The 26,255-nt window shown below is 53.9% G+C and carries 24 protein-coding genes; 9 read left to right on the top strand and 15 right to left on the bottom strand.

All coding sequences use genetic code 11. The annotated features are described in order from the left end of the window. The first annotated feature begins 55 nt into the window (after positions 1-55). Positions 56-787 carry a GntR family transcriptional regulator gene (locus tag MRY16398_RS02060; protein ID WP_041851397.1) on the top strand — a complete coding sequence of 244 codons (732 nt, stop codon included), beginning with the start codon at positions 56-58 and terminating at the stop codon, positions 785-787. A 114-nt stretch (positions 788-901) separates the two neighbouring features. On the opposite strand, the gene trpS is transcribed toward MRY16398_RS02060, so the two are convergent. The 12 genes from trpS to MRY16398_RS01995 all read right to left on the bottom strand — a co-directional run bounded on the left by trpS (position 902) and on the right by MRY16398_RS01995 (position 11,049). Then, positions 902-1,906: a tryptophan--tRNA ligase gene (gene trpS / locus MRY16398_RS02055; RefSeq protein ID WP_041851396.1), complete on the bottom strand. Its 1,005-nt coding sequence runs from the start codon at positions 1,904-1,906 to the stop codon at positions 902-904. Next, the gene (gene gph, locus MRY16398_RS02050; RefSeq protein ID WP_125123782.1) at positions 1,899-2,660 is read right to left on the bottom strand and encodes a phosphoglycolate phosphatase; all 762 of its coding nucleotides are present in this window, start codon (positions 2,658-2,660) and stop codon (positions 1,899-1,901) included. Before gph ends, trpS begins: the two co-directional genes overlap by 8 nt. Further along, the gene (gene rpe / locus MRY16398_RS02045) at positions 2,653-3,330 is read right to left on the bottom strand and encodes a ribulose-phosphate 3-epimerase (RefSeq protein ID WP_041851394.1); all 678 of its coding nucleotides are present in this window, start codon (positions 3,328-3,330) and stop codon (positions 2,653-2,655) included. The genes gph and rpe overlap by 8 nt, the downstream gene beginning before the upstream one ends. A 79-nt stretch (positions 3,331-3,409) precedes the next feature. Further along, a complete protein-coding gene (dam, locus tag MRY16398_RS02040) occupies positions 3,410-4,231 on the bottom strand; it encodes an adenine-specific DNA-methyltransferase (RefSeq protein ID WP_041851393.1) in 822 nt (273 codons plus the stop codon). A gap of 125 nt (positions 4,232-4,356) precedes the next feature. Further along, positions 4,357-5,682, bottom strand: a complete 1,326-nt coding sequence (damX, locus tag MRY16398_RS02035) for a cell division protein DamX (protein ID WP_071194941.1) — start codon at positions 5,680-5,682, stop codon at positions 4,357-4,359. A 90-nt stretch (positions 5,683-5,772) separates the two neighbouring features. Next, positions 5,773-6,861, bottom strand: coding sequence for a 3-dehydroquinate synthase (gene aroB, locus MRY16398_RS02030; RefSeq protein ID WP_071194942.1), 1,089 nt, complete (start codon positions 6,859-6,861; stop codon positions 5,773-5,775). 55 nt (positions 6,862-6,916) lie between these two features. Then, the gene (gene aroK, locus MRY16398_RS02025; RefSeq protein ID WP_035892101.1) at positions 6,917-7,438 is read right to left on the bottom strand and encodes a shikimate kinase AroK; all 522 of its coding nucleotides are present in this window, start codon (positions 7,436-7,438) and stop codon (positions 6,917-6,919) included. 294 nt (positions 7,439-7,732) lie between these two features. Further along, on the bottom strand, positions 7,733-8,971 hold the full coding sequence (gene hofQ / locus MRY16398_RS02015; protein ID WP_125123781.1) for a DNA uptake porin HofQ: 1,239 nt from the start codon (positions 8,969-8,971) through the stop codon (positions 7,733-7,735). After that, positions 8,934-9,290, bottom strand: coding sequence for a HofP DNA utilization family protein (locus tag MRY16398_RS02010; protein ID WP_232034373.1), 357 nt, complete (start codon positions 9,288-9,290; stop codon positions 8,934-8,936). Before MRY16398_RS02010 ends, hofQ begins: the two co-directional genes overlap by 38 nt. Next, positions 9,277-9,741, bottom strand: coding sequence for a HofO family protein (locus tag MRY16398_RS02005; protein ID WP_125123780.1), 465 nt, complete (start codon positions 9,739-9,741; stop codon positions 9,277-9,279). Before MRY16398_RS02005 ends, MRY16398_RS02010 begins: the two co-directional genes overlap by 14 nt. Then, entirely contained in the window at positions 9,725-10,264 is a 540-nt protein-coding gene (locus MRY16398_RS02000; protein WP_125123779.1) for a PilN domain-containing protein, read from the bottom strand. The genes MRY16398_RS02005 and MRY16398_RS02000 overlap by 17 nt, the downstream gene beginning before the upstream one ends. Beyond that, entirely contained in the window at positions 10,264-11,049 is a 786-nt protein-coding gene (locus tag MRY16398_RS01995; RefSeq protein WP_108700526.1) for a type IV pilus biogenesis protein PilM, read from the bottom strand. Before MRY16398_RS01995 ends, MRY16398_RS02000 begins: the two co-directional genes overlap by 1 nt. 120 nt (positions 11,050-11,169) lie before the next feature. Between MRY16398_RS01995 and mrcA the strand changes: the two genes are divergently transcribed. After that, positions 11,170-13,722 carry a peptidoglycan glycosyltransferase/peptidoglycan DD-transpeptidase MrcA gene (gene mrcA / locus MRY16398_RS01990; RefSeq protein WP_079497005.1) on the top strand — a complete coding sequence of 851 codons (2,553 nt, stop codon included), beginning with the start codon at positions 11,170-11,172 and terminating at the stop codon, positions 13,720-13,722. A gap of 98 nt (positions 13,723-13,820) precedes the next feature. On the opposite strand, the gene nudE is transcribed toward mrcA, so the two are convergent. After that, positions 13,821-14,381: an ADP compounds hydrolase NudE gene (gene nudE / locus MRY16398_RS01985; RefSeq protein ID WP_041851386.1), complete on the bottom strand. Its 561-nt coding sequence runs from the start codon at positions 14,379-14,381 to the stop codon at positions 13,821-13,823. A gap of 320 nt (positions 14,382-14,701) precedes the next feature. Between nudE and MRY16398_RS01980 the strand changes: the two genes are divergently transcribed. The 5 genes from MRY16398_RS01980 (at position 14,702) to pckA (ending at position 20,859) form a co-directional block, all read left to right on the top strand. Further along, positions 14,702-16,840: an intracellular growth attenuator family protein gene (locus tag MRY16398_RS01980; RefSeq protein ID WP_125123778.1), complete on the top strand. Its 2,139-nt coding sequence runs from the start codon at positions 14,702-14,704 to the stop codon at positions 16,838-16,840. 64 nt (positions 16,841-16,904) lie between these two features. Further along, positions 16,905-17,585, top strand: a complete 681-nt coding sequence (yrfG, locus tag MRY16398_RS01975) for a GMP/IMP nucleotidase (RefSeq protein ID WP_041851384.1) — start codon at positions 16,905-16,907, stop codon at positions 17,583-17,585. Beyond that, positions 17,585-17,986 (top strand): ribosome-associated heat shock protein Hsp15, encoded by a 402-nt coding sequence (gene hslR, locus MRY16398_RS01970; protein ID WP_041851383.1) that lies wholly within the window; start codon positions 17,585-17,587, stop codon positions 17,984-17,986. The genes yrfG and hslR overlap by 1 nt, the downstream gene beginning before the upstream one ends. Positions 17,987-18,010: 24 nt before the next feature. After that, entirely contained in the window at positions 18,011-18,889 is an 879-nt protein-coding gene (hslO, locus tag MRY16398_RS01965) for an Hsp33 family molecular chaperone HslO (protein WP_041851382.1), read from the top strand. A gap of 350 nt (positions 18,890-19,239) precedes the next feature. Further along, a complete protein-coding gene (gene pckA / locus MRY16398_RS01960) occupies positions 19,240-20,859 on the top strand; it encodes a phosphoenolpyruvate carboxykinase (ATP) (RefSeq protein WP_041851381.1) in 1,620 nt (539 codons plus the stop codon). A gap of 57 nt (positions 20,860-20,916) precedes the next feature. Here the strand turns inward: pckA and envZ are convergent, their stop codons facing one another. Next, the gene (gene envZ, locus MRY16398_RS01955) at positions 20,917-22,269 is read right to left on the bottom strand and encodes a two-component system sensor histidine kinase EnvZ (protein WP_041851380.1); all 1,353 of its coding nucleotides are present in this window, start codon (positions 22,267-22,269) and stop codon (positions 20,917-20,919) included. After that, positions 22,266-22,985 carry an osmolarity response regulator transcription factor OmpR gene (ompR, locus tag MRY16398_RS01950; RefSeq protein ID WP_001157751.1) on the bottom strand — a complete coding sequence of 240 codons (720 nt, stop codon included), beginning with the start codon at positions 22,983-22,985 and terminating at the stop codon, positions 22,266-22,268. The genes envZ and ompR overlap by 4 nt, the downstream gene beginning before the upstream one ends. A 216-nt stretch (positions 22,986-23,201) precedes the next feature. Between ompR and greB the strand changes: the two genes are divergently transcribed. Both greB and MRY16398_RS01940 read left to right on the top strand, forming a co-directional pair. Next, a complete protein-coding gene (gene greB / locus MRY16398_RS01945; RefSeq protein WP_041851379.1) occupies positions 23,202-23,675 on the top strand; it encodes a transcription elongation factor GreB in 474 nt (157 codons plus the stop codon). Positions 23,676-23,773: 98 nt separating this feature from the next. Next, positions 23,774-26,104, top strand: coding sequence for a Tex family protein (locus MRY16398_RS01940; protein WP_125123777.1), 2,331 nt, complete (start codon positions 23,774-23,776; stop codon positions 26,102-26,104). Positions 26,105-26,255: the final 151 nt, after the last annotated feature.

Genomic DNA, 26,255 nt, shown 5'->3' with positions numbered 1-26,255 from the left:
CTCGCTGATAAACAACCCTATAATTCCCCTATTCCATTCTTTTCAGGGTTGAGCCATGCCAGCTACGGACCGCTATTCTCACCAACTGCTCTACGCCACGGTTCGCCAGCGCCTGCTGGATGACATTGCCCAGGGCGTCTACAAAGCCGGACAACAGATCCCCACCGAAAGTGAACTGTGCGCGCAGTACAACGTCAGCAGGATCACGATCCGCAAGGCCATAAGCGATCTGGTGGCAGATGGGGTGTTGATTCGCTGGCAGGGGAAAGGAACGTTTGTACAAAGCCAGAAGGTGGAAAATGCCTTGCTGACCGTCAGCGGCTTTACCGATTTTGGCGTCTCGCAGGGCAAACCGACGAAAGAAAAGGTGATTGAACAGGCGCGCATCTCTGCCGCGCCGTTTTGCGAAAAGCTGAACATTCCGGGTAACAGTGAAGTTTTCCACTTAAGCCGGGTGATGTATCTGGACAAGGAACCGCTATTTATCGACAGCTCATGGATCCCGCTGTCACGCTATCCGCAATTTGACGCGTATTACAGCGAGGGAGAATCAACCTATCAGCTATTTCAAAAACATTTTGACACGCGGGTAGTAAGCGACAAAAAGACGATCGATATTTTCGCCGCCACCCGTTCACAGGTGCAATGGCTTAAGTGCGAACTGGGCGAGCCGCTGTTTCGCATCAGCAAAATCGCCTTCGATCAAAACAGTAAACCGGTCCATGTTTCCGAACTTTTCTGCCGCGCGAACCGTATTACGCTAACGATTGATAACCAGCACGCGTAGGTAAGAGATCCCGGATGCGGCGTAAACGTCTTATTCGGACAACCATCCGGATCCATCCTGCACAGTCGATCCCCTCACCCCATTGGGGAGAGGGGAACATACGCACCGGCGGACTTACGGCTTCGCCACGAATCCAATAGCTTCGTAGACTTTTTTCAGCGTTTCAGACGCACGGGCGCTGGCTTTTTCAGCGCCCTCTTTCATGATCTTCTGCAAAAACGCTTCGTCATCACGATAGCGGTGATAACGCGCCTGCAGCTCAGTCAACATACCGGACACGGCGTCCGCGACTTCGCCTTTCAGATGACCATACATTTTGCCTTCGAAGTGCTGCTCCAGTTCCGGAATACTCTGGCCGGTTACGGCAGAGAGAATATCCAGCAGGTTAGAAACGCCCGCTTTGTTCTGGATGTCGTAACGCACGACCGGTGGCTCGTCACCGTCGGTCATCGCACGTTTGATTTTCTTCACCACCGATTTCGGATCTTCCAGCAGGCCGATAACGTTATTGCGGTTATCGTCAGACTTGGACATTTTCTTCGTCGGTTCCAGCAGGGACATCACGCGCGCGCCGGATTTCGGAATGAACGGCTCCGGCACTTTAAAGACGTCGCCGTAGATCGCGTTAAAACGCTGGGCGATGTCGCGGCTCAGCTCCAGGTGCTGTTTCTGGTCTTCGCCGACCGGAACCTGATTGGTCTGGTACAACAGAATATCCGCAGCCATCAGTACCGGATAATCGAACAGACCGGCGTTAATGTTTTCGGAGTAACGCGCTGATTTATCCTTGAACTGGGTCATACGGCTCAGTTCGCCGAAATAGGTGTAGCAGTTCAGCGCCCATCCCAACTGTGCATGTTCCGGCACGTGTGACTGAACGAAAATGGTACTTTTCTCAGGATCGATACCGCATGCCAGATAGAGCGCCAGCGTGTCCAGGGTCGCTTTGCGCAGTTTTTCAGGATCCTGACGCGCGGTGATAGCATGCAGGTCAACGATGCAATAGATGCAATGGTAGTCATCCTGCATGTTTACCCACTGACGCAGCGCACCCATGTAGTTACCAATGGTCAATTCACCTGAAGGCTGTGCGCCACTAAATACGATGGGTTTAGTCATGTTTCACGTCCTGATTTTCACTGTGCGGGAGCCCGAGTGCGGGCAGTAGTTCGTTGAAGCGGTCGTACACGTAGTCCGGCTCACTCAATGTAATGGCTTCGCCGTAATTGTAACCATAGGTCATGCCGACAGAGCAACAGCCGGCAGCCTGGGCGGCGAGAATATCATTACGAGAATCGCCAACGAACAGCAATTCGTTCGGCGCCAGACCCAGCTTTTCCGCCACCAACAGCAGCGGTTCCGGATGCGGCTTTTTGTTTTTCACGTCATCACCACCGATGACCACGCTGAAATAGTGCGCAATACCCAGCGTTTCAAGGAGCGGGGCAACAAATGGCGTAGGCTTGTTGGTGACCAGCGCCAGCGGGAAACCTTTTTCGTGCAGTGCAGCCAGCGTATGGGCCACATCAGGGAACAGAAAACTGCCCTCTTCCACCGACTCAGCGTAGTAGCGGTCAAACAGCTTACGCAGCATCACGGCCTGCTCTTCCTGTGGAATATCCGCATGGTTAATCGCCGGTTTACCGGACGCAGCGCGTTGCGCGTTGCGCTCCTGCAGCGACCAGGTCAGAGCGCGTGACATCAGCACATCTGCGCCATTACCAATCCAGGTGATGACCCGATCTTCACCCGCCTGAGGCAGTTCCAGCGCATATAATGCGTTATCTACCGCTGCCGCCAGCCCCGGCGCGCTGTCTACCAGCGTACCGTCGAGGTCAAAGGCTATCCCACGAATTACCCGCATTTTATCCATGACTTACCTTTGCCAATTCACTGCGCATTTCATCAATGACTTTTTTGTAATCCGGCTGATCAAAAATCGCCGAGCCCGCCACAAACATATCTGCACCTGCGGCAGCTATTTCAGCGATGTTGCTGACCTTCACACCGCCATCCACTTCCAGGCGAATATCCAAACCGGATTCATCAATCCGACGGCGCACTTCGCGCAGTTTATCAAGCGTATGTGGAATGAAGGATTGACCGCCGAAGCCAGGGTTCACTGACATCAGCAAAATGACATCCAGCTTATCCATGACATAGTCCAGATAACTCAGCGGCGTGGCAGGGTTAAAGACCAGACCGGCTTTACAGCCGTTCTCTTTGATCAATTGCAGCGTACGATCAACATGCTCAGAAGCTTCCGGATGGAACGTAATAATGCTTGCCCCGGCGGCGGCGAAATCCGGCACCAGACGATCAACCGGTTTCACCATCAGATGCACGTCAATCGGCGCCGTAATACCGTACTTACGCAGCGATTTCAGTACCATCGGTCCAATGGTCAGGTTCGGCACATAGTGGTTGTCCATTACATCGAAGTGAACCACATCGGCACCGGCAGCCAGCGCACTGGCAGTGTCTTCACCCAAACGGGCAAAATCAGCCGACAGAATCGAGGGGGCGATCAAATACTGTGTCATCCGCATCTCCTTGAGAAGAATCTACATTCATTTTACAGGGTGTAGACAAACGCATTTCTGACGGCGAAGCCGCTCTGGCTCAGACAGTTGCCGGGCGATAGAGCGCCAGCAGTTCATCCACCTTTTTACGTGTCCCACCGTTGCTGCTGATACTGCGTCGTACTTTCACAACGTGCAGTTTCGCCTGGCTATACCACTCACGCGTCAGCGCGGTGTCGTGGTTGGAAATCAGTACCGGGATCCGGTTATTCACAAGGCTCTCGGCAATGGCCGCCAGATGGGCCTGTTGCTCCAGGGTAAAGCTATTCGTATGGTACGCCGTAAAGTTCGCCGTGGCTGAGAGCGGAGCATAAGGCGGATCGCAATAGACCACCGAATTCGCATCCGCACGCGCCATGCTCTCGGCATAGGATTCGCAATAGAAGAAGGCATTTTGCGCCTTTTCCGCGAAATGGTACAACTCAGCTTCCGGGAAGTACGGTTTTTTATAGCGGCCAAAGGGTACGTTAAATTCGCCGCGCAGATTGTAACGACACAGGCCGTTATAGCCGTGGCGGTTAAGGTACAAGAATAACAGCGCGCGCCGGAAAAGATCCTGGCTCTGGTTAAACTCAGTGCGCAACTGATAATAAGTTTCCGACTGGTTTGTCGCAGGCGTAAAGAGCTCCCGCGCGCCCTGAACATATTCATCCGCGCGTTCTTTGACGATGTTATAAAGGCCAATCAGATCGCTGTTGATATCCGCAAGAATGTAACGGGAAAATGAAGTATTGAGAAATACCGAGCCAGCACCAACGAAGGGTTCGATCAGGCATTCGCCTTTTGGCAAATGTCGTTCAATATCGGCAAGCAGAGGGTACTTTCCCCCTGCCCATTTCAGAAAAGCGCGATTTTTTTTCATGCTGGATGATTGATTACACTCTCTCCGGCTGTGGAGACAGCTCCGACAGCATCCTGCGCTTTATACACGTTATCATCCAGGCAAGGCCTGGGTGTGGCCTGCCTGAATGATGTTGTGACGTGAAATTATTTCAGGTCGGCCTGTACCTGATGAATAGGCTTGGCCCACGGGTTCTTAGCCTGAACATCTGATGGCAGTGCGGCAACAGCGCGTTTTGCATCATCCTTAGAGGCATACACACCGCTGACCAATACATACCACGGCTGGCCATTACGTGTTGTCTGATAAACCACAAAGTTTTTCAGATTTTCTTTTTTGGCCCAGGCATTCAGGTTGTTGTAATTAGAAGAACTGCTCAACTGCAGTGTGTAATGGTCGGCTGGCGCAGATTTCAGTGAGCCCACGTTACCCGTCGCCACGCTCGCACTGGCTGCAGGTGCAGCAGCAGTAGCTGCCGGTGCCGCAGGTGCAGTCGTGCTGGTTGTCGCTTTCGGCGTCGTCGCGGCCACGGTCGGCGCTTTGACCGGTTCAGAGGCCACAACTTTCGGTTGCGCTGCCGGAGCCTGAACAACAGCTTTCGGCTCTGCCTTCACCACCGGCGGTTTAACCTGCTGCTGTGGTTTCGGTTCGACAACCGCTTGTTTGTGTTCCGGGCGAGTCGTTGCCGTATGGTTTTCTGCGGTTGCTGCGGTATGAGTCGCATTCCCGCCGCCGTTACGTACTGGCGCAACGGTTGCAGGTTCCGTCGGCAGCGTGCTGTTTGCCACCGCGTTGTTGATCTGCGCCTGGTTTTGCGGCGAAGTGAGCGCGTTGTTCAAATCACCCTGCACTTCAAGACGCTGCTGGGCACCCGTGGTTGCAGGTGCCTGGCTTTGAGAAGGCGTAGAGGAGATGGGCGGCAGGGAAATATCCTGCGCTCCATTGCCATTGCCCGTCGTCGGCTGTGCAGCACCCGCAGTTTGTTCTGCAGAGGTGGTGCCCGGCGCGGGCTGAGTAGCGTTAGCCTGATCGGCAGTACCACCGTTCCCCGAAAGGTCGATGTTTTTACTGCCAGATGAACTCTGTTGGGCCGTACTGTTGCTGGAAGGGGCTTTCAATGCGGAACCGATGCCGACAATCAGCAGCAGCAGCACCAGAACACCGACCCCCATCATCACGTACTGACGTGATGCAGGTTTTGCGGCGGCGGCTTTTTTACGCTTACGTGGGCGACGCTCTGCGCGCTCCTCGTCCAGTGAGTTTTCTTCCGCTTCATAATCTTCTTCTGCGTATTCTTCGCGATCATCGCGCGTCTTACGTGTTCTCGAAGGGCGACGCTCGTCAGCATCAAGTTCAACATCATCAAAATTGATCTGCGGCTCATCAACACGTTCAGAAGATTGACGAGAACGACCAGTACGACGATCGCTGGGATCGGGTTTCAGCTCGTCTTCTGGTTTGAATTCATCCATTTAACACCCCACTCAAAGGCTCATGCTAACAACAATTGCATTCGCCCGAAGTTAAACGCCACGCACGCGCAGCAAGACCTTTCTAATAAATTACGCCTGCTGACAATCAGCAATAGCGCCAAGTACAACGTCTTGTGACACTCCGCCACGAACTTCGCTTTTCCCTATTGCCAGCGGGAGCACCAAACGTAGCTCGCCGGCCAGAACTTTTTTGTCACGCAGCATGTGCGGGATATATGCCTGTGCGGTCATTTCCTTCGGTCCATGAACCGGCAGACCTGCGCGCTCAAGCAGGGTAATAATGCGTTGGGTATCATCTTTACTGAACTGCCCAAGGCGCTCGGAGGCACGTGCTGCCATCACCATTCCAGCAGCGACTGCTTCACCATGCAACCAGTTGCCGTAACCCATCTCGGCTTCAATGGCATGCCCAAAGGTATGCCCCAAATTCAGTAAAGCACGTAAGCCTGTTTCCCGCTCGTCAGCCGCCACAACTTCGGCTTTCAGCTCACAACAACGGCGAATACAGTACGCCATTGCCGGGCCATCCAGACGCAACAGCGCGTCCAGATTTTGCTCAAGCCAGTCAAAAAAAGCACCATCAAGAATGATGCCGTATTTGATAACTTCGGCGAGACCAGAGGAAAGTTCACGCGCAGGCAGCGTTTTCAGGCAGTCGAGATCCACCACCACCGAGGCTGGCTGATAGAACGCGCCAATCATGTTTTTGCCCAGTGGATGGTTTACCGCCGTTTTGCCGCCAACAGAAGAGTCGACCTGCGAAAGCAACGTTGTGGGGACCTGAATGAAACGCACGCCACGCTGATAGCTGGCTGCGGCAAAACCGGTCAGATCGCCCACTACACCCCCACCCAGCGCGACAAGCGTTGTGTCACGACCGTGAGGTTTTTGCAAAAGCGCAGTGAAAACCGAGTCCAGCACCGTCAGGCTTTTATACTGCTCACCATCGGGTAAAACCACGCTATCGACTTTGATACCGGCCTTTTCAAGGACATGGCGAATCTTGTCGAGATAGAGTGGAGCCAGCGTTTCATTAGTGACCAGCATGACCTGGTCACCGGATTTCAGGGGCGAGAAGGAAGCTGGATCGTCGAACAAACCAGCCGCGATGGTGATAGGGTAACTACGATCCCCGAGAGTGACTGTGATCCTCTCCATGACGCGACATCCACCTTATTTGCTTAAACCCGCAGGCCTGTGTATTACGCCAGAATTAGTTGCTTTCCAGCATGTGAATAATCTGGTTTGCGACGACTTTCGCGCTCTGATCGTCTGTGCGAATGGTAACGTCGGCAATCTCTTCATACAGCGGATTGCGTTCATCAGCCAGCGCTTCCAGCACTTCACGCGGCGGCGTTTCCACCTGTAAAAGCGGACGTTTTTTGTCACGTTGAGTACGAGCCAGCTGCTTCTCGATAGTGGTTTCCAGATAAACCACTACGCCACGGGCGGAGAGACGATTACGGGTTTCGCGAGACTTCACAGAGCCACCACCGGTTGCCAGTACAATTCCCTGTTTTTCCGTTAGCTCGTTAATGATTTTTTCTTCGCGATCGCGGAAACCTTCTTCACCTTCTACATCGAAGACCCAGCCCACATCAGCTCCGGTTCGTTTCTCAATCTCTTGATCAGAATCGTAAAATTCCATATTGAGTTGTTGAGCTAACTGACGCCCAATAGTGCTTTTGCCGGCACCCATAGGCCCAACCAGAAAGATATTGCGTTTCTCTGCCATTTTTTCGGTACTACTAAGACTATTCGTTGATGATAAATCCGCTCCGTAGACACCGTGCGAAGCCGGACATGAACTGAAACCTCATATGCGATAGTGCGAGAGTCAGACCAAAAATTATCTCAGTACTGAGACTGGTTTGGCAACTGAATAAATTGCCGACCAGACGTTAACACTACTTATGGTAAGACGGAGATAGCTGACGCTCAAATCGGTACTCCTTGTAAGCTAAATCATCTCTCACGTCAAACACCTGTAGCGAGTTAGGCAGAAAAAGCGATACAGAATATGTATCGATCAACGAACTGGCACGAGCCTTGGTGTAATAAAGACCACCAGTTCACGGCGCTCATTATCTTTACCATCATGACGAAACAGTCGGCCAAACCAGGGTATCCCCCCTAAAATTGGTACACTGTCGGAACCGAGCTTGTTCTTTTGTGAGAAAATGCCTCCCAGCGCCAGGGTATCACCGCTTTTTATTTCGACCTGGGTTTCAATCTCCTGTTTATCAATCGCCAGTACCTCGCCATCAGCCTGCTGGAGCACCTGGCCCGGCATGTTCTGGGTAATACGCAACTTGAGACGCACACGGCTATCAGGCAGCACGGTCGGCGTCACCTCCATACCCAGCACCGCTTCTTTAAACTCTACCGACGTTGCGCCGCTTTCGCCGCTGGAGACCTGGTATGGGATTTCACTGCCTTGTTTAATGCTGGCAGGCTGCATGTGAGAGGCCAGTAATCGTGGGCTGGCGATGATCTCCAGTTGCTGTTTTTGTTCCAGTGCGGATAACTCAATATCCAACAACCGCCCGTTAATACTGCCGATATTAAAACCGACCCGGGTGCTGGCACTTTCAACCGACAGATCGCTTGAAAGCGATGACACCTGCCCGCGTTTTCCGGGCTTTGTCGCCTCCCCCAGCCCCCACTTCACGCCAAGTTCACGCAGACTCTTTTCATTTATGGTGACAATATGTGCGGCCAGTTCAACCTGTTCAACGGGCAAATCCATCTGCGCAACCCACTTTTCCAGCACGTTAAGCGAGGCCTTATGATCGCGAAGTAACAGCCGGTTGAGCCGATTGTCTACCATGATCGTTCCTTTTGGCCCAAGGAGCTTTTCGCCAGCCTTTGCCAACTCACTGGCCTGCGCATAACGCAGCGTCAGGCTACGCTCTTCCAGCGGCAGACTCTGTTTTTGCTTTTCCAGCGCCGCCTCACGCGCATCGTACTGTTGCTGTTGCCAGCTTGCGGAATGCACATACAGGATGTTGCCCTCTCTACGTAGTGTCAGCCCTGCGCTGGCAATCACCGTGTTCAGTGCCTGCTTCCAGGGAACATCGACAAGATGCAAGGAGAGTGTCCCGCTGACGTCCGGCGAGATCACCAGATTATGTTTTTCCTGCCCGGCAAGCGCCTGTAGGACCTGGGTAACGGGAACATCATCTACCATTAATGTCACGGGGGCGGGTGTTGCCGCGCTCGCTGCCAGGCTACTGAGGCAAAGAGCCACCACTGCTGTTCTTTTCATGCTGAGATCCTTCTCGTTTCCAGCGCCAGTGCGCGGGTTCACAACCTTCCCCTGTCGCGATGCGCATCTCTTCTTTATTAAATTCCACCACGCGCCAGCCTCCCGCAAGCGTTTCCCCCTTCTGCACGCGTCGCCATCTGCCGGCGGGATCGCGCACAATCCCTGTCGCGGCCTGAGACCTGCTTACCACGCCCTGGTAATGCCAAAGCGCAAGCTGACTGACCATGCAGCGATCGGGAGGCGGCTTGAAAGGATCACGCATACCCGCCAGCATTAGCACCAGCAAACATGACGCTGCGATGCGTTTAGCCGCCATCATCGCTCTCCACCTGGAGCACAAAACGCAGCGCCTTGTCCTGCGCGGTGATGGAAAAAGCAGGTGCGAGCATTTGCCGTTCGGCAAGCCAGGAAAACGTCCGGGGAATCGATACCCACTGCGCCTCCAGCACCATCTCGCCCCCCCGATGGGCAGGACGCCAGCCAATCAGTTGGGCATCAGGAGTATGAAAATCCAGCGGTGAAAAAGCCTTTGGGATATCTGCTTGAGCATGCGTTATCTCCGGTGGTTTAAGGGCCAGAATCTCTCGCCAGCTTTCCTGCAATGCCGCCTGCTGCACAAGATGTTGTTGCTCCCGTGCCGTTTGTTCACGCGTTATGGGCTGAATCTGCCACCACCACACCGCAAGCAGGAGAAGCACCATAAGCAATAATCCGTACCCGGCACGGGTTGCTGGCGAGAGGGCGTACCAGAGATCAAGGCTGCGCGGCATGCTCATCTTCCTTATTAAGCTGATAGTGAAACTGCCAGCGCCCTTGCGCATCTTGCCCGGTCGAACCGGTTTGGCGAAGACGAAAACCGGCGGTCGTGTCCAGCGCCTGCTCCAGTTCGCTTAATGACTGAAACGTTCTGGCAATCCCCGACACGCTGAGTTGCCCTTGCTGAAAATGCACCTCCGTAAGCCAGGCGCTGTCGGGCATTTTTTCCGCCAGTTCTGCCAGCCGTTGCTGCCATTGGCGGGTCTGGTTGTGCCGCTGCATTCTGGCCTGCTGTTTTAACCACAACTGGTGTTGCGCCTGGAAATGCGGCTGTTTTGCCTTAAGCGCTGACAGCATTTGCGCGTCAGATTGCAGCCACAACGTAGCGATCTGCTTGTCCTGGCCCGCCTTTACCTGACACCCCAGGGTAATCAGCGCCATCAGGCCCACAGCATACGCCAGCAGTTGCCCCCAAAAGCGCCGACATGCCTGTTGTCGCTGCTCTCGCCAGGGCAGCAGGTTGATCATCTGTTCCATTAGCGAACCGCTCCCAGGGCCAGGCCAATCGCTACCGCGAAACGCATGCCATTTGGCGGTAAAGGCGGTTGCCGCTGCACAAGGACGCTCCAGGGGTCAAACTCGGGCGTTGCCGCTGTGCATAGCGCAACGTCGGCAATGTCCAGCCCGAGGCTTGCGCTTAGCGCGTTTACGGTGGGCTGATCTTCGTGCGACCGACGCCCCCATCCGGTGCGCGTTGCCCACAGCCATTGCGCGTCGCCTTCCCAAATAAGACAACGTGCCGGAGGCGGTAAAAAAGGGACAAGATGCTGTAACGCGCAGGCATCAGGCGTCAGGGAGGTCAAATTCAGGTGCAGAGAGGTTGCCAGTTCCAGCATTTCGGCCACGTCTTTATGCTGCGCCGCCGTCACGCTATAGGCCTGCGCCAGTGAATCTTCGGTATAGTCGAAACGCAAATCTGCCGCTGCCATTTCAAGTTCACGCGCCATGGCGTGAGAAACCCAGCTTGCCAGTTCGTTTTCCCGCAAGGCCATTGCCGGGCGGGGGAGCTTACGCTGCAATGTGCGCGCTGCCGGAAATGCCAGCCGTACCCGGTGGCGCTGCGGTAACGATTTTCGCCACGGTAAGAGCGTGGTCAACAACTGTTGTGGAGCCTTAAGCTGCCCGTTTTCAACTGTGCCCAATGGTAACGGGATGTGCCACCAACGGCGTAGCGCCAACCCTGTTCTGCCTGGGGTTAATGCGACGATGAAAACACTATCTTGCTGAATATGCAGTCCAATCTGCCAGTGCCCGAATGCCATAAATCGCGACCTCCTTATCGCCAGGAAAGATGACGGCTATATCAATGCATCAGGCTTGCATTTATACTACCGCGCGGTTGTTTATAAACTGCCCAAATGAAACTAAATGGGAATCCTCCGGTGAAGTTCGTAAAGTATTTATTGATCCTTGCAGTGTGTTGCATTCTGCTGGGAGCAGGCTCGATTTATGGGTTGTACAAATTCATTGAGCCACAGCTACCTGACGTCGCGACGCTGAAAGACGTGCGACTACAAATCCCGATGCAGGTCTATAGCGCCGACGGCGAATTGATTGCGCAGTACGGTGAAAAACGTCGTATTCCGCTGACGCTGAATCAGATTCCGCCAGAAATGGTGAAAGCGTTTGTCGCCACAGAAGACAGCCGCTTCTATGAACACCATGGCGTTGATCCGGTGGGGATTTTCCGTGCGGCCAGCGTAGCGCTTTTCTCTGGTCACGCCTCACAGGGCGCCAGCACCATCACGCAACAGCTCGCACGTAACTTCTTCCTGAGTCCGGAACGCACGCTGATGCGTAAAATCAAGGAAGTGTTCCTGGCTATCCGCATCGAGCAGTTATTGAATAAAGACGAGATCCTCGAGCTTTACCTCAATAAGATTTACCTCGGTTATCGTGCTTATGGTGTGGGTGCGGCGGCACAGGTCTACTTTGGTAAACCCGTCGACCAGCTCACCCTGAGTGAGATGGCGGTCATTGCCGGGTTGCCCAAAGCGCCATCCACCTTTAACCCGCTCTATTCGCTTGACCGCGCAACGGCTCGCCGTAATGTGGTACTGGCCCGTATGCTGAGCGAGGGCTATATCAGCCAGACGCAGTATGACCAGGCGCGCGGCGAAGCCATTGATGCGGATTACCATGCGCCGGAAATTGCCTTCTCGGCGCCGTACCTCTCAGAAATGGTGCGTCAGGAGATGGTGAATCGCTACGGCGATAAAGCATACGAAGACGGTTATCGTGTTTACACCACCATCACCCGTAAAGTGCAGTTGGCGGCGCAGGATGCCGTGCGCAATAACGTGATGGACTACGATATGCGCCACGGTTATCGCGGCCCGTCGAATGTGCTGTGGAAACCGGGCGAAAGCGCCTGGGACAGTAAAAAAATCACCGACACCCTAAAAGCGTTGCCGACCTACGGGCCGCTGGAGCCTGCTGTCGTGACGGCCGCCAATGCGCAAGAAGCCACCGCGATGCTGGGCGACGGGACCTCCGTATCACTGCATATGGACGGAATGCGCTGGGCACGCCCTTATCGTTCCGACACCGCACAGGGCCCAACCCCACGCAAAGTGACCGATGTGGTGCTGGCAGGTCAGCAGATTTGGGTGCGCATGGTAAATGAAGGCTGGTGGCTGGCCCAGGTGCCGGATGTTAACTCTGCCCTGGTCTCCATCAACCCGCACGATGGCGCCGTGCTGGCGCTGGTTGGCGGCTTTGATTTCAATCAGAGCAAATTTAACCGCGCCACCCAGGCGCTGCGTCAGGTTGGCTCTAACATCAAACCATTCCTTTATACCGCGGCGATGGACAAAGGCCTGACGCTGGCCAGTATTCTGAACGATGTGCCTATCTCACGTTGGGATGCAGGGGCGGGTTCCGACTGGCGTCCGAAAAACTCGCCAGATGAGTATGCCGGGCCAATTCGCCTGCGTCAGGGGCTGGGGCAGTCGAAGAACGTGGTGATGGTACGCGCTATGCGTGCAATGGGGGTAGATTACGCCGCCGAGTATTTACAGCGATTCGGTTTCCCGGCACAAAACATCGTGCATACGGAGTCGCTGGCGCTGGGTTCCGCGTCGTTCACGCCCATGCAGGTAGCACGCGGCTATTCAGTCATGGCGAACGGCGGTTTCCTCATCGATCCGTACTTCATTACCAAAATTGAAAACGATCAGGGTAATGTTCTGTTCGAAGCCCGGCCGAAGGTCGCCTGCGCGGAGTGTAATATCCCAGTAATTTATGGGGATACACCGAAGTCAGACGTGCTGGAAAACAAAGATATGGAAAACGTCGCTATCTCTCAGGAGCAGCAGAATCCTTCCATACCGATGCCGCAACTGGAGCAAGCCAATCAGGATCTGGTGGTGAAGAGCGGTGGTCAGGAGTATGCACCGCACGTGATCAGTACGCCGCTATCGTTTTTAATCAAGAGCGCGCTTAACAGTAACATCTTCGGTGAACCAGGCTGGCAAGGCACAGGCTGGCGCGCAGGTCGCGATCTCAAACGTAATGATATCGGTGGTAAAACCGGGACCACCAACAGCTCGAAAGATGCCTGGTTCTCCGGTTATGGTCCGGGCGTAGTGACGTCGGTCTGGATCGGTTTTGATGATCACCGTCGCGATCTGGGACGCACCTCCGCGTCGGGCGCTATCAAAGATCAGATCTCGGGTTACGAAGGCGGCGCGAAGAGTGCGCAGCCAGCATGGGATGCTTACATGCAGGTTGTTCTCAATGGCGTACCGGAGCAACCGCTCACGCCACCGCCAGGAATAGTGACGGTAAATATCGACCGGAGTACAGGGCAACTGGCAAGTGGAGGCAGCAGCCGTCAGGAGTATTTTATTGACGGGACGCAGCCGACACAGCAGGCCGTGCACGAAGTGGGAACCACCATTATTGATAATGGCGAGACGCACGAATTGTTCTGATAAAAGCCTGCCAGGGCTCCCCGGATGGGACGCAAAAACGTTTTATCAGGGCGGGCCGCAGTTCTGACAGACATAAAAAAAGCGCTTACGCGCTTTTTTTATAACCTGCCCTGCCCTTTAAGCCACTCTCTTAATAAGAACAGCGCGCTTACATTGCGGGCCTCATTGAAATCAGGCTCTTCCAGCAAGTCCATTAAATGGGCCAGTGGCCAACGCACCTGCGGTAACGGCTCTGGCTCATCACCGGGCAGCGACTCAGGGTATAAATCCTCAGCAACCATGATATTCATTTTGCTGGAGAAATAAGACGGAGCCATGCTGAGTTTTTTCAGGAACGTTAATTCCTTCGCGCCAAAACCCACCTCTTCTTTAAGCTCGCGGTTGGCCGCCTCATACATATTTTCACCGGGATCGATCAATCCCTTGGAAAACCCAAGCTCATAAGATTCGGTACCCACAGCATATTCGCGAATGAGAATGATATGATCGTCTACAATAGGCACAATCATCACCGCTTCTCGTGACGAGGGACGCATACGTTCATAGACACGACGTACGCCGTTGCTGAATTCCAGGTCCACACTTTCGACGTTAAAAAGTCGTGAAGACGCGACGGTTTCAACGTTAAGAATGGTGGGTTTTTGCAATGATTCGCTCATTATTATCGGTCTTTCCAGAGATTACTGGCATTATTGTGCGACATGCGACACTGTTTCGGCAATGTTCTTCGCGCCTCATTTACATTCCTGTAACTTAGCAGAAGCTATTTCCCAAATAAACCTAAAAGTCAAGAGGTTGAAATAAAACTAAGAATTTGCTGATATTCGCTCTATTGCGGCTTTGCTACTATTTTGCATGTTGTCAGGCGCTCACCTATTAGACTAACGATTTGCCCGATAACGCTCCAGCCATATTCATTGAATTTACGGGAAAGGGTGCAACTGACTACACCTGCTAGTAAAAGTAAGATGGGGAAAGCATGAGCACCATTTTGATTTATTTCGCTGCTATGCTGGCCTGCGTATGCCTTGTTGGGTGGTTTTACAGAGCGCGATCGCAAAGACGATACCGCCTGCCACATCTGCAAGCTTTCGCTGGCGCGACAACCCGCAAATTAACTCCTGATGAGCGCAGCGCTGTTGAAAGCTATCTGGAATCGCTCTCCCGTACCCGTCAGGTACCGGGCCCGACCGGTGCGACGGCTGCCCCGATCTCCCTCACCCTCAACGCGCAAAGTAATACCGTCATCAGCGTCACCCGTGCGATCACCCGTTACGGGATTACGACCGATGCCCCCAACAAATGGCGCTACTATCTCGATTCTGTTGAAGTCCATCTGCCGCCGTTCTGGGAGCAGTATATCAATGACGAAAACAGCGTTGAGCTTATCCGTACCGACACTCTTCCGCTGGTCATTTCGCTAAATGGCCACGCCCTGAATGAATTCCGTCCGGAAGAACACAGCCTGGTGCCAGAACAGGTTCCCTCGTCCCACTCAGCTATCCGCGGCGAAGAGACGGAGCAAATTGAGCTACTTAATATTCGCCATGAAACGGTGGAAGAGTATGCGCTGAGCCGCCCGGACGGCATGCGTGAAGCCTTACTGATTTCAACATCGTTTTTACTGTTCTTTTTCTGCCTGGTCACCCCGGACGTGTTTGTCCCGTGGCTTGCCGGTGGCGGAATTATGCTGCTTGCGGCCGGGCTCTGGGGCATCTTCGCACCGCCCGCGCAAACTGCGCTGCGCGAAATCCACTGCCTGCGCGGCACGCCCAAACGGTGGGGGCTTTTTGGTGAGAACAATCAGGAACAGATCAACAATATCTCGTTAGGCATTATTGATCTTATCTACCCAAAACACTGGCAACCTTTTATCGCCCAGGACCTGGGGCAACAAAGCGATATTGATATCTATCTCGATCGTCACGTGGTTCGACAGGGGCGCTTTTTATCGCTGCATGATGAGGTCAAGAACTTCCCCCTCCAGCATTGGGTGCGCAGCGCCGTGATTTCAGCCGGAGCGCTGCTGGTTCTGATTATGCTGCTGATGTGGGTTCCGCTGGATATGCCCATCAAGTTTACCCTTTCATGGATTAAAGGGGCGCAGACCATCGAAGCCACGAAAGTTAGTCAACTTGAAGAAGCAGGGCTGCGTATTGGTGACTCGCTAAAGATTCACGGCACCGGCATGTGTAGCATCCATTCGTCAAGCAACTGGAGCGCGCGCCAAAGCTCGCCTTTTGCGCCGTTCGACTGTTCACAAATTATCTGGAACGACGCGCCGCCGCTGCCCTTGCCGGAATCAGAAACCGTCACCAAAGCGACGGCACTGGTGGAAGCCGTCAACCGCCAGTTGCATCCGAAACAGGATGACGGCTCTCGCGTGAGCCCGGCGCTGCGTACGGCAATCCAAAAATCAGGCATGGTCTTACTGGATGATTTTTCTGAGATTGTGCTGAAAACGCAGGATCTCTGTTCAGCAGAGGATGACTGCCTGCGGCTTAAAAACGCGCTGGTCAATCTGGGGAACAGTAAAGACTGGGATACGCTGACGTCACGCGCCAGCGCGGGCAAACTCACCGGCGTGAATGTGTTGCTGCGCCCGGTCAGCGCAGAATCGCTGGATAACCTGGTCACCACCTCCACCGCACCCTTTATTTTGCGCGAAACGACCCGCGCGGCACAGGCGCTTAACAGCCCGGCACCAGGCGGCTTCCTGATTGTGAGTGAAGAAGGAAGCGAGCTGGTAGATCAGCCCTACCCTGGTGTCGCGTTGTATGACTATCCTGCCGCCGAACAGTGGGCAGAGTTCCAACGCCTGGCGGGAATGCTGATGCAAACCCCTTTTACCGCCGAGGGCATCATCACCAATATTTCGACTGACGCCAACGGTACTCGTCATATCAGCCTGCACCGTATGCCAAATAGCACAACCGGGCTCTGGCGCTACGTCAGCACCGCGCTGCTGCTTCTGGCAATGATTATCTGCTGCGTTTATAACGGCGTCCAGGCGCTGCGCCGCTACCATCGAAACCGCACGCGTCTGGCTGAAATTCAGCAATACTACGAAAACTGCCTGAACCCCGGGCTTATCCCCGCACCCGATAGCCTGACCTGATAAATGTCATGCGCGCCGGGTATGCTAACCTGTCGCGCATCGTTATTTCTGGCTGGAGTTTCTTATGCATTTTGATATCGACTGGCAGAACGTGGATACCGTTCTGCTGGACATGGACGGTACGCTGCTCGATCTCGCCTTTGATAATTATTTCTGGCAAAAACTGGTGCCAGAGACGTTTGGCGCAAAGCAGGGCATTTCACCCGCAGAGGCTCAGGCCATTCTTCGTCAGGAATATCATGCCGTTCAGCATACGCTAAACTGGTATTGTCTGGATTACTGGAGCGAACGCTTAGGGCTGGATATCTGCGCTATGACAACACAGCAGGGGCCGCGCGCCGTACTGCGTGAAGATACAGTCCCTTTTCTTGATGCGCTGCAAAAAAGTGGTAAGCGTCGCATTCTGTTGACCAATGCGCATCCGCATAATCTCGCGGTGAAACTTGAGCACACCGGTCTGGCATCACACCTTGATTTATTACTTTCCACCCACACATTTGGTTATCCGAAAGAGGATCAGCGTTTGTGGCAAGCCGTGGCGCAAGAGACCGGCTTAAACGCCGAAAGAACGCTGTTCATTGATGACAGTGAACCCATTCTGGATGCCGCCGCAAAATTTGGCATTCGTTACTGCCTGGGCGTAACCAACCCGGATTCAGGTCTGGCGGAGAAAAGCTATTTACGTCATCCTGGCATGAACGATTATCGCCACCTGATTCCCTCGCTGAGCGTGAAGGAGGGGTAATGAAAGAACAGTCAGCACCTGATGTTCGCCTCGATAAATGGCTGTGGGCCGCGCGTTTCTATAAAACACGCGCCTTAGCCCGCGAGATGATCGAAGGCGGCAAAGTGCATTACAACGGTCAGCGCAGCAAGCCGAGTAAAATCGTCGAACTGAATGCCACGCTGACGCTCAGGCAGGGCAATGACGAACGTACGGTGATTATTAAAGCTATTACCGAACAACGCCGCCCCGCCGCAGAAGCCGTCGAAATGTATGAAGAGACTGCGGAAAGCGTAGCGAAGCGCGAAAAAATGGCGCTGGCACGGAAGATGAATGCGCTTACAATGCCGCACCCCGATCGCCGTCCGGATAAAAAAGAACGCCGCGACCTGATGAAATTTAAATACGGTGACAGCGAGTAACGCGCACCCGCAAGAGAGAAAACTATGGCTCAACATGACCAATTACACCGTTACCTGTTCGAGAACTATGCCGTACGCGGTGAACTGGTAACCGTCTCCGAAACCTGGAAGCAGATCCTGGAAAACCATAGCTATCCGCAGCCAGTGAAAAACATTCTCGGCGAGTTGCTGGTCGCGACCAGCCTGCTGACTGCCACCCTGAAATTTGCGGGCGATATTACCGTTCAGCTACAGGGTGATGGCCCAATGAGCCTGGCCGTCATCAACGGTAACAACCGTCAACAGATGCGTGGTGTCGCGCGCGTACAGGGCGACATTGCTGACGATGCCGATCTGAAAACGCTGGTTGGCAATGGCTATCTGGTCATTACCATTACGCCAGAAGAAGGTGAACGTTATCAGGGCGTCGTCGGTCTGGAAGGCGATACGCTGGCAGCGTGTCTGGAAGATTACTTCCTGCGTTCCGAACAACTGCCGACCCGCTTGTTCATCCGTACAGGCGATGTGGAGGGTGCACCGGCCGCAGGCGGTATGCTACTGCAGGTTTTACCCGCTCAGGATACCCAGGCGGTGGATTTTGAACACCTGGCAACGCTGACTGAAACGATCAAAGCAGAAGAGCTGCTTACGCTTCCGGCGCAGGATGTTCTGTGGCGTTTGTACCACGAAGAAGAAGTCACCCTGTACGACCCGCAGGATGTGGAATTCAAATGCACCTGCTCTCGTGAGCGCTGTGCTGGCGCATTAAAAACCCTGCCAGATGAAGAAGTTGACAGCATTATTGCCGAAGAGGGCGAGATCGACATGCATTGCGATTACTGCGGTAATCACTATCTGTTTAACGCCATGGATATCGCTGAAATCCGTAACAACGCCTCGCCTGCCGACCCGCAGGTCCACTAAGACCTTCCTTAATCGTCAGCAAAAGCGCCACCTGAACGGTGGCGCTTTTGCATAGCACGTCACGTTTCCGTTAAAATGTTTTCTGAAAGTCTTACGTAATTTACTTTCATGAAAGCGATTACAGTCACAAAGCTGCCGTTAAAAATATCGCTTTACGTCGCTTTAGTGACATTTTCTCGATTATTCTGGCTATTATTGCCAGAAACTGTGTCGCCACGTGACCCATGTCACAGCGTTTTCCGCGTTCCAGGGCTTGTCGAGATACGTAAATCTATGAGCCCCGTCGCGGTCAGGGAATGAGCAACAACCCTACAATTTCAGGCAGTACATATTGGCTAAGGAGTAGTGACATGCGCGTTAACGTTTTAACCCCGCAAGATCTCAAGGCTTATGGTATCAACGATGTTCAGGATATCGTCTATAACCCCGACTACGATACGCTGTATCAGGAAGAGCTCCGTCCAGACCTGGAAGGATACGAGCGCGGAGTATTGACGAATTCTGGTGCTGTCGCCGTCGACACCGGTATTTTCACCGGCCGTTCGCCGAAAGATAAGTATATTGTCCGTGATGACACCACCCGAGACACCGTCTGGTGGTCTGATAAAGGCAAAGGCAAGAACGACAACAAACCGCTCTCGCCCGAAGTCTGGCAACACTTGAAAGGGCTGGTGACGCAACAACTCTCCGGTAAACGTCTGTTTATTATCGACGCCTTTTGTGGCGCCAATGCGGATACCCGTCTCTCCGTTCGCTTCATCACAGAAGTCGCCTGGCAGGCACACTTTGTGAAGAACATGTTTATCCGTCCGACAAACGAAGAACTCGCTGAGTTTAAACCTGATTTTATTGTCATGAACGGGGCGAAATGCACAAACCCGTTATGGAAAGAACAGGGATTGAATTCAGAAAACTTCGTTGCGTTCAACCTCACCGAACGCATTCAGTTGATTGGCGGTACCTGGTACGGCGGCGAAATGAAAAAAGGGATGTTCTCGATGATGAACTACCTGCTGCCGCTGAAAGGCATCGCATCGATGCACTGCTCGGCAAACGTCGGCGAGAAAGGCGATGTCGCCGTTTTCTTTGGCCTGTCAGGCACCGGGAAAACCACCCTTTCTACCGATCCAAAACGCCGCCTGATTGGCGATGACGAGCATGGCTGGGACGACGACGGCGTCTTCAACTTCGAAGGGGGTTGCTACGCAAAAACCATCCGACTGTCAGAGGAAGCGGAACCGGATATTTTCCACGCCATCCGTCGGGATGCTCTGCTGGAAAACGTCAGCGTACGCGCCGACGGCAGCATCGATTATGACGATGCCTCGAAAACAGAAAATACCCGTGTGTCGTACCCGATCTACCACATCGACAACATCGTTAAACCCGTTTCAAAAGCAGGGCATGCAACAAAAGTTATCTTCCTGACCGCAGACGCGTTCGGCGTGCTGCCGCCTGTTTCCCGCCTTACCGCAAGCCAGACGCAGTATCACTTCTTGTCAGGCTTTACGGCTAAACTGGCGGGCACGGAACGTGGCGTAACGGAGCCTACGCCCACCTTCTCCGCCTGCTTTGGCGCAGCATTCCTGTCGCTGCACCCTACGCAGTACGCAGAGGTGCTGGTGAAACGTATGCAGGCCGTCGGTGCGCAGGCATACCTGGTGAACACTGGCTGGAACGGGACCGGCAAACGCATCTCCATTAAAGATACGCGCGCGATTATCGATGCGATTCTGAATGGTGAACTGGATAACGCCGAGACCTTCACTCTGCCAATGTTTAACCTGGCTATCCCCACAACATTGCCCGGCGTGGAGACAAAAATCCTCGACCCACGTAATACTTACGCATCGCCGGAGCAGTGGCAGGAGAAAGCAACGCAACTGGCTAAACTGTTCGTCAGTAACTTTGAGAAGTATACGGATACCCCTGCGGGTGCCGCACTGGTGAGCGCCGGACCGAAGCTGTAACTTTCCAACGCAAGCCAAACAAAACCCGCCTTCAATTCACTGAAGGCGGGTTTTCTGTTAGTTCTCTTTGCCCGGCGTGTTCAGGCGAGTAATGGGAATCGGCAGCCAGGCACGGATCGACAAGCCTCCCCGCTCACTGGTACCAAGCTCAAGCAAACCGTTGTGGTTATCGACAATACGCTGAACAATCGCCAGCCCAAGACCCGTACCGCTGGTGCTACGCGCACTGTCGCCACGGACAAACGGCTGGAACAGATGTTTGCGCTGCTCCGGCTTGATGCCAGGGCCGTCATCCTCCACCTGGAACCAGGCGCGATTAAGCTCCGTACCACTACTGACCTTGATCCAGCCATTACCGTAACGGGCAGCGTTCACCACCATATTGGCAACGGCACGCTTAATCGAAAGCGGGTGCATACGAACCAGAATTTCGCTGTCATTAAGCGCCGTATCAATTTCACGCTCATAGCCACTCTCGGCCGCTACCACTTCGCCCAGGACCGCGTTTAATTCGGCAATTTCCATCGGCATCTCCTGCCCGGTTCGCAGGTAGTCGATAAACTGCTCGATGATGGCGTTGCACTCTTCGATATCTTTATTGATCGATTCCGCAAGGTAGCCATCTTCTTCGGCCATCATCTCTGTGGCCAGACGAATACGCGTCAACGGCGTACGCAAATCGTGGCTCACCCCGGCCATCAGCAGGGTACGGTCATCCGCCAGTTGCTTGACCCCTGACGCCATCTGGTTAAACGCGCGCGTCACAGAACGCACTTCGGAGGCACCGTATTCACGCAGCGGCGGCGGAATATGTCCTTTGCCCACTTTTAGCGCGGCATGTTCCAGGTCGACCAGCGGTCGGTTCTGTATTCGGATAAACAGCCATGCGCCCCCTATCGCCAGCAGCATAATAGCCAGCGTGTAGCGGAACAGCGGGGAGAAATCGCCCTGATGAATTTCCGTCAACGGCACGCGTACCCAAATATTGGGTGACAGCCACGTTTTCAACCAGACAACCGGCGAGCTCTTGTTAACCTCAACGCGCACTTCCGTTGGGCCACCCAATTGCTGCGCCATCTGCTGGCTTAAAAATTCATAGTGCTGTGCCCAACGCAGGCCTGCGTCTTCTGCGGCTTCATTGGAATAGAGTGAGATACCGAGTTCGCGATAAATTTCACGGCGAAATGCCGGAGGAACCACCAGTTGTGTACCGTCCTCCAGTTGCAGTTTATCGGTCATCAACATACGAACTTCGTAGGCGAGAACCTTATTAAACTGCTGGAGGCTGGGCAAAATCGCGAAATTCAGCACCACGAGGTAGGTCGTCACAAGGCTGACGAACAGCAATGTGACGATCAACAACAGCGTGCGGGCAAAAGAACTGCGCGGTGAGAAGCGCATTCGCCTCATGCTTTAGAACCGTCCGGCACAAAGACGTAGCCCAGACCCCAAACGGTCTGAATGTAACGTGGGTGAGCCGGATCCTCTTCCACCATGCGACGCAGGCGGGAGATTTGCACGTCGATAGAACGCTCCATCGCGGAGTATTCACGACCACGCGCCAGGTTCATCAGCTTATCGCGCGACAGCGGCTCACGCGGATGGCTCACCAGCGCTTTCAGCACGGCGAACTCACCGCTGGTCAGCGGCATCGGCTCATCTTCGCGGAACATCTCGCGGGTACCGAGGTTCAGCTTGAACTTACCAAATGCGATAACCGCTTCTTCCTGCGAAGGCGCACCAGGCAGTTCATTTGCCTGACGACGCAGTACCGCACGGATACGCGCCAGCAGTTCACGCGGGTTAAACGGTTTTGGAATGTAGTCATCAGCACCGATTTCGAGGCCAACGATACGGTCAACTTCTTCCCCTTTCGCCGTCACCATAATGATCGGCATCGGGTTACTCTGGCTACGCAGGCGGCGACAGATGGACAGGCCATCTTCACCCGGCAGCATTAAGTCGAGAACCATCAAGTGGAATGATTCGCGGGTCAACAGGCGGTCCATTTGCTCCGCGTTAGCGACGCTACGAACCTGGAAGCCCTGCTCGGTAAGATAACGCTCAAGCAGCGCGCGCAGGCGCATATCGTCATCCACTACCAGAATCTTATAATTCTCTTGCATTGTTTTTACTCCCAAAGGTTCCGACAATTATGAATACGTATTCTAAAAAAGTGCGCGTCGAGGACCAGCTAAATCTGGTATAAATTCTAGTCGAAATTGTTACAAAGCATATTTAACAGTAGCTTATATGCACATTGCATCACAGAAATGATGATTAATCCGCACCTTAAGGGGCGGTGATTTGTAAAGAAATCAGAGAAAAAAGAAGGCCACGAAATGAAAACGCCCCTGATCACCCGAGAAGGCTACGACAAGCTGAAACAGGAACTGGATTTTCTCTGGCGTCAGGAGCGCCCGGAAGTCACCAAAAAAGTCACCTGGGCGGCGAGTCTCGGCGATCGCAGTGAAAATGCCGACTACCAGTACAATAAAAAGCGCCTGCGTGAAATAGACCGCCGCGTTCGCTATCTGACAAAGTGCCTGGAAAACCTGAAAATTGTCGATTACTCACCGCAACAGGAAGGCAAAGTCTTCTTCGGCGCGTGGGTGGAAATCGAAAATGACGATGGCAACACATTACGTTTTCGCATTGTCGGTTACGACGAAATTTTTGGTCGCAAAGACTACATCTCTATCGACTCGCCAATGGCGCGCGCGCTGCTGAAAAAAGAGGTCGGCGATGTCGCTGTGGTGCAAACGCCCGCCGGGGAAGCCACCTGGTACGTTAATGAAATCGAGTATGTAAAGTAACGCACCAGGAACTATCCGGTAGCCCCCGGCGCGACTGGCATTTTTCTGTCTCAGTCCGTATAACTATCCCCTGATTTTGTTCAGAAGATGATATTGAAATGATGAATGATTCGCTCTGCCGCATTATTGCGGGTGAACTTCAGGCCAGATCCGAACAGGTAGAAGCTGCCGTTCGCCTGCTTGATGAAGGGAACACCGTGCCGTTTATCGCGCGTTATCGTAAAGAAGTCACCGGCGGTCTGGATGACACGCAGCTGCGTAATCTGGAAACCCGCCTGGGATATTTGCGTGAACTCGAAGAACGCCGCCAGGCCATCCTGAAGTCGATTGGCGAGCAGGGTAAGCTCACCGATGAATTGAGCAAAGCCATCAACGGTACACTCAGTAAAACCGAACTCGAAGATTTGTATTTACCGTACAAACCCAAGCGCCGCACCCGTGGGCAAATCGCCATTGAAGCAGGCCTTGAGCCGCTGGCGGATTTGCTATGGAACGAGCCTTCACACGACCCGGAAAGCGAAGCCGCAAAATACATCGATGCCGACAAAGGCGTTGCCGACACCAAAGCAGCGCTGGATGGCGCACGCTACATCCTGATGGAGCGCTTTGCCGAAGATGCGCAGTTACTGGCGAAAGTGCGTGATTATCTGTGGAAAAACGCCCATCTGGTCGCCACCGTAGTGAGCGGCAAAGAAGAGGAAGGCGCAAAATTCCGCGATTATTTCGATCACCATGAGCCGATTTCCACCGTGCCGTCACACCGCGCGCTGGCCATGTTCCGTGGCCGCAACGAAGGGGTATTGCAGCTCTCACTGAATGCCGATCCGCAGTTTGATGAGCCGCCAAAAGAGAGCCATTGCGAGCAAATTATTCAGGATCACCTTGGCCTGCGGCTGAATAATGCGCCGGCAGATAGCTGGCGCAAAGGCGTTGTCAGTTGGACGTGGCGCATTAAGGTGCTGATGCACCTGGAAACCGAACTGATGGGTACCGTGCGTGAACGTGCGGAAGATGAAGCGATCAACGTCTTCGCCCGTAACCTGCATGACCTGCTGATGGCCGCACCCGCTGGCCTGCGCGCCACCATGGGTCTCGATCCGGGTCTGCGTACCGGTGTGAAAGTCGCCGTTGTCGACGGCACGGGTAAGCTGGTCGCCACTGACACCATTTACCCACACACCGGCCAGGCAGCAAAAGCCGCCGTGGTGGTCGCCGCGCTGTGCGAAAAACACAACGTTGAACTGGTCGCTATCGGCAACGGAACTGCATCGCGTGAAACCGAACGTTTCTTCCTGGACGTGCAGAAACAGTTCCCGAAAGTCACCGCACAGAAAGTGATCGTCAGCGAGGCCGGAGCGTCGGTCTATTCCGCCTCTGAGCTGGCGGCACAGGAGTTCCCGGATCTGGACGTTTCGCTGCGCGGCGCGGTTTCTATCGCCCGTCGTCTGCAGGACCCGCTGGCCGAACTGGTGAAAATCGATCCGAAATCTATCGGGGTTGGTCAGTATCAGCATGACGTCAGCCAGACCCAGCTTGCCCGTAAACTGGATGCGGTGGTGGAAGACTGCGTAAACGCCGTCGGCGTGGACCTGAACACCGCGTCTGTTCCCCTGCTGACTCGCGTTGCCGGTTTAACCCGCATGATGGCGCAGAATATTGTCGCCTGGCGTGATGAGAATGGTCAGTTCCAGAATCGCCAGCAACTATTAAAAGTCAGCCGACTGGGGCCAAAAGCCTTTGAGCAGTGCGCGGGCTTCCTGCGTATCAACCATGGTGATAACCCGCTGGATGCCTCTACCGTGCACCCGGAAGCGTACCCGGTTGTGGAACGTATTCTGGCGGCGACAGAGCAGTCTCTGCGCGATCTGATGGGCAACAGTAGCGGTCTTAAGTCACTGAAAGCGTCCGACTTTACCGACGAGCGCTTCGGGGTACCGACCGTTACTGACATCATCAAAGAGCTGGAAAAACCAGGCCGTGACCCGCGCCCGGAGTTCAAAACCGCCCAGTTTGCTGACGGTGTTGAAACGATGAATGACCTGCTGCCTGGCATGGTGCTTGAAGGTGCGGTGACCAACGTTACCAACTTCGGTGCGTTTGTGGATATCGGTGTGCATCAGGATGGCCTGGTACATATCTCTTCGCTTGCCGATAAATTTGTTGAAGATCCGCATACCGTCGTGAAAGCAGGGGATATCGTCAAAGTAAAAGTGCTGGAAGTGGACCTGCAGCGCAAACGTATTGCGCTGACCATGCGCCTTGATGAGCAGCCGGGAGACAGCAATTCACGGCGTGGTAATGGTGGCGCTCGCGAGGCAGGCAACCGCCCTGCCGCCCGTCCGGCGAAACCACGCGGGCGCGAGTCGCAGCCTGCTGGCAACAGCGCCATGATGGATGCGCTGGCAGCCGCCATGGGCAAAAAACGTTAAACCCTTCGCCCTCTCCTTCGGGAGAGGGACTCCCCTTTCCAGATGTTCAAATCTAAACAAACAGGTGTAGTGCGTTATTTCTTACCTGCCAGTAACTCTTTGAATAATCTATGGATTAATTTTCAAAATTATTAACTAATTTTATATTGGT

Source organism: Phytobacter sp. MRY16-398 (genome assembly GCF_003925915.1).
Taxonomy (GTDB): domain Bacteria; phylum Pseudomonadota; class Gammaproteobacteria; order Enterobacterales; family Enterobacteriaceae; genus Phytobacter; species Phytobacter diazotrophicus.
This window is presented reverse-complemented; position numbering and strand designations above follow the sequence as displayed.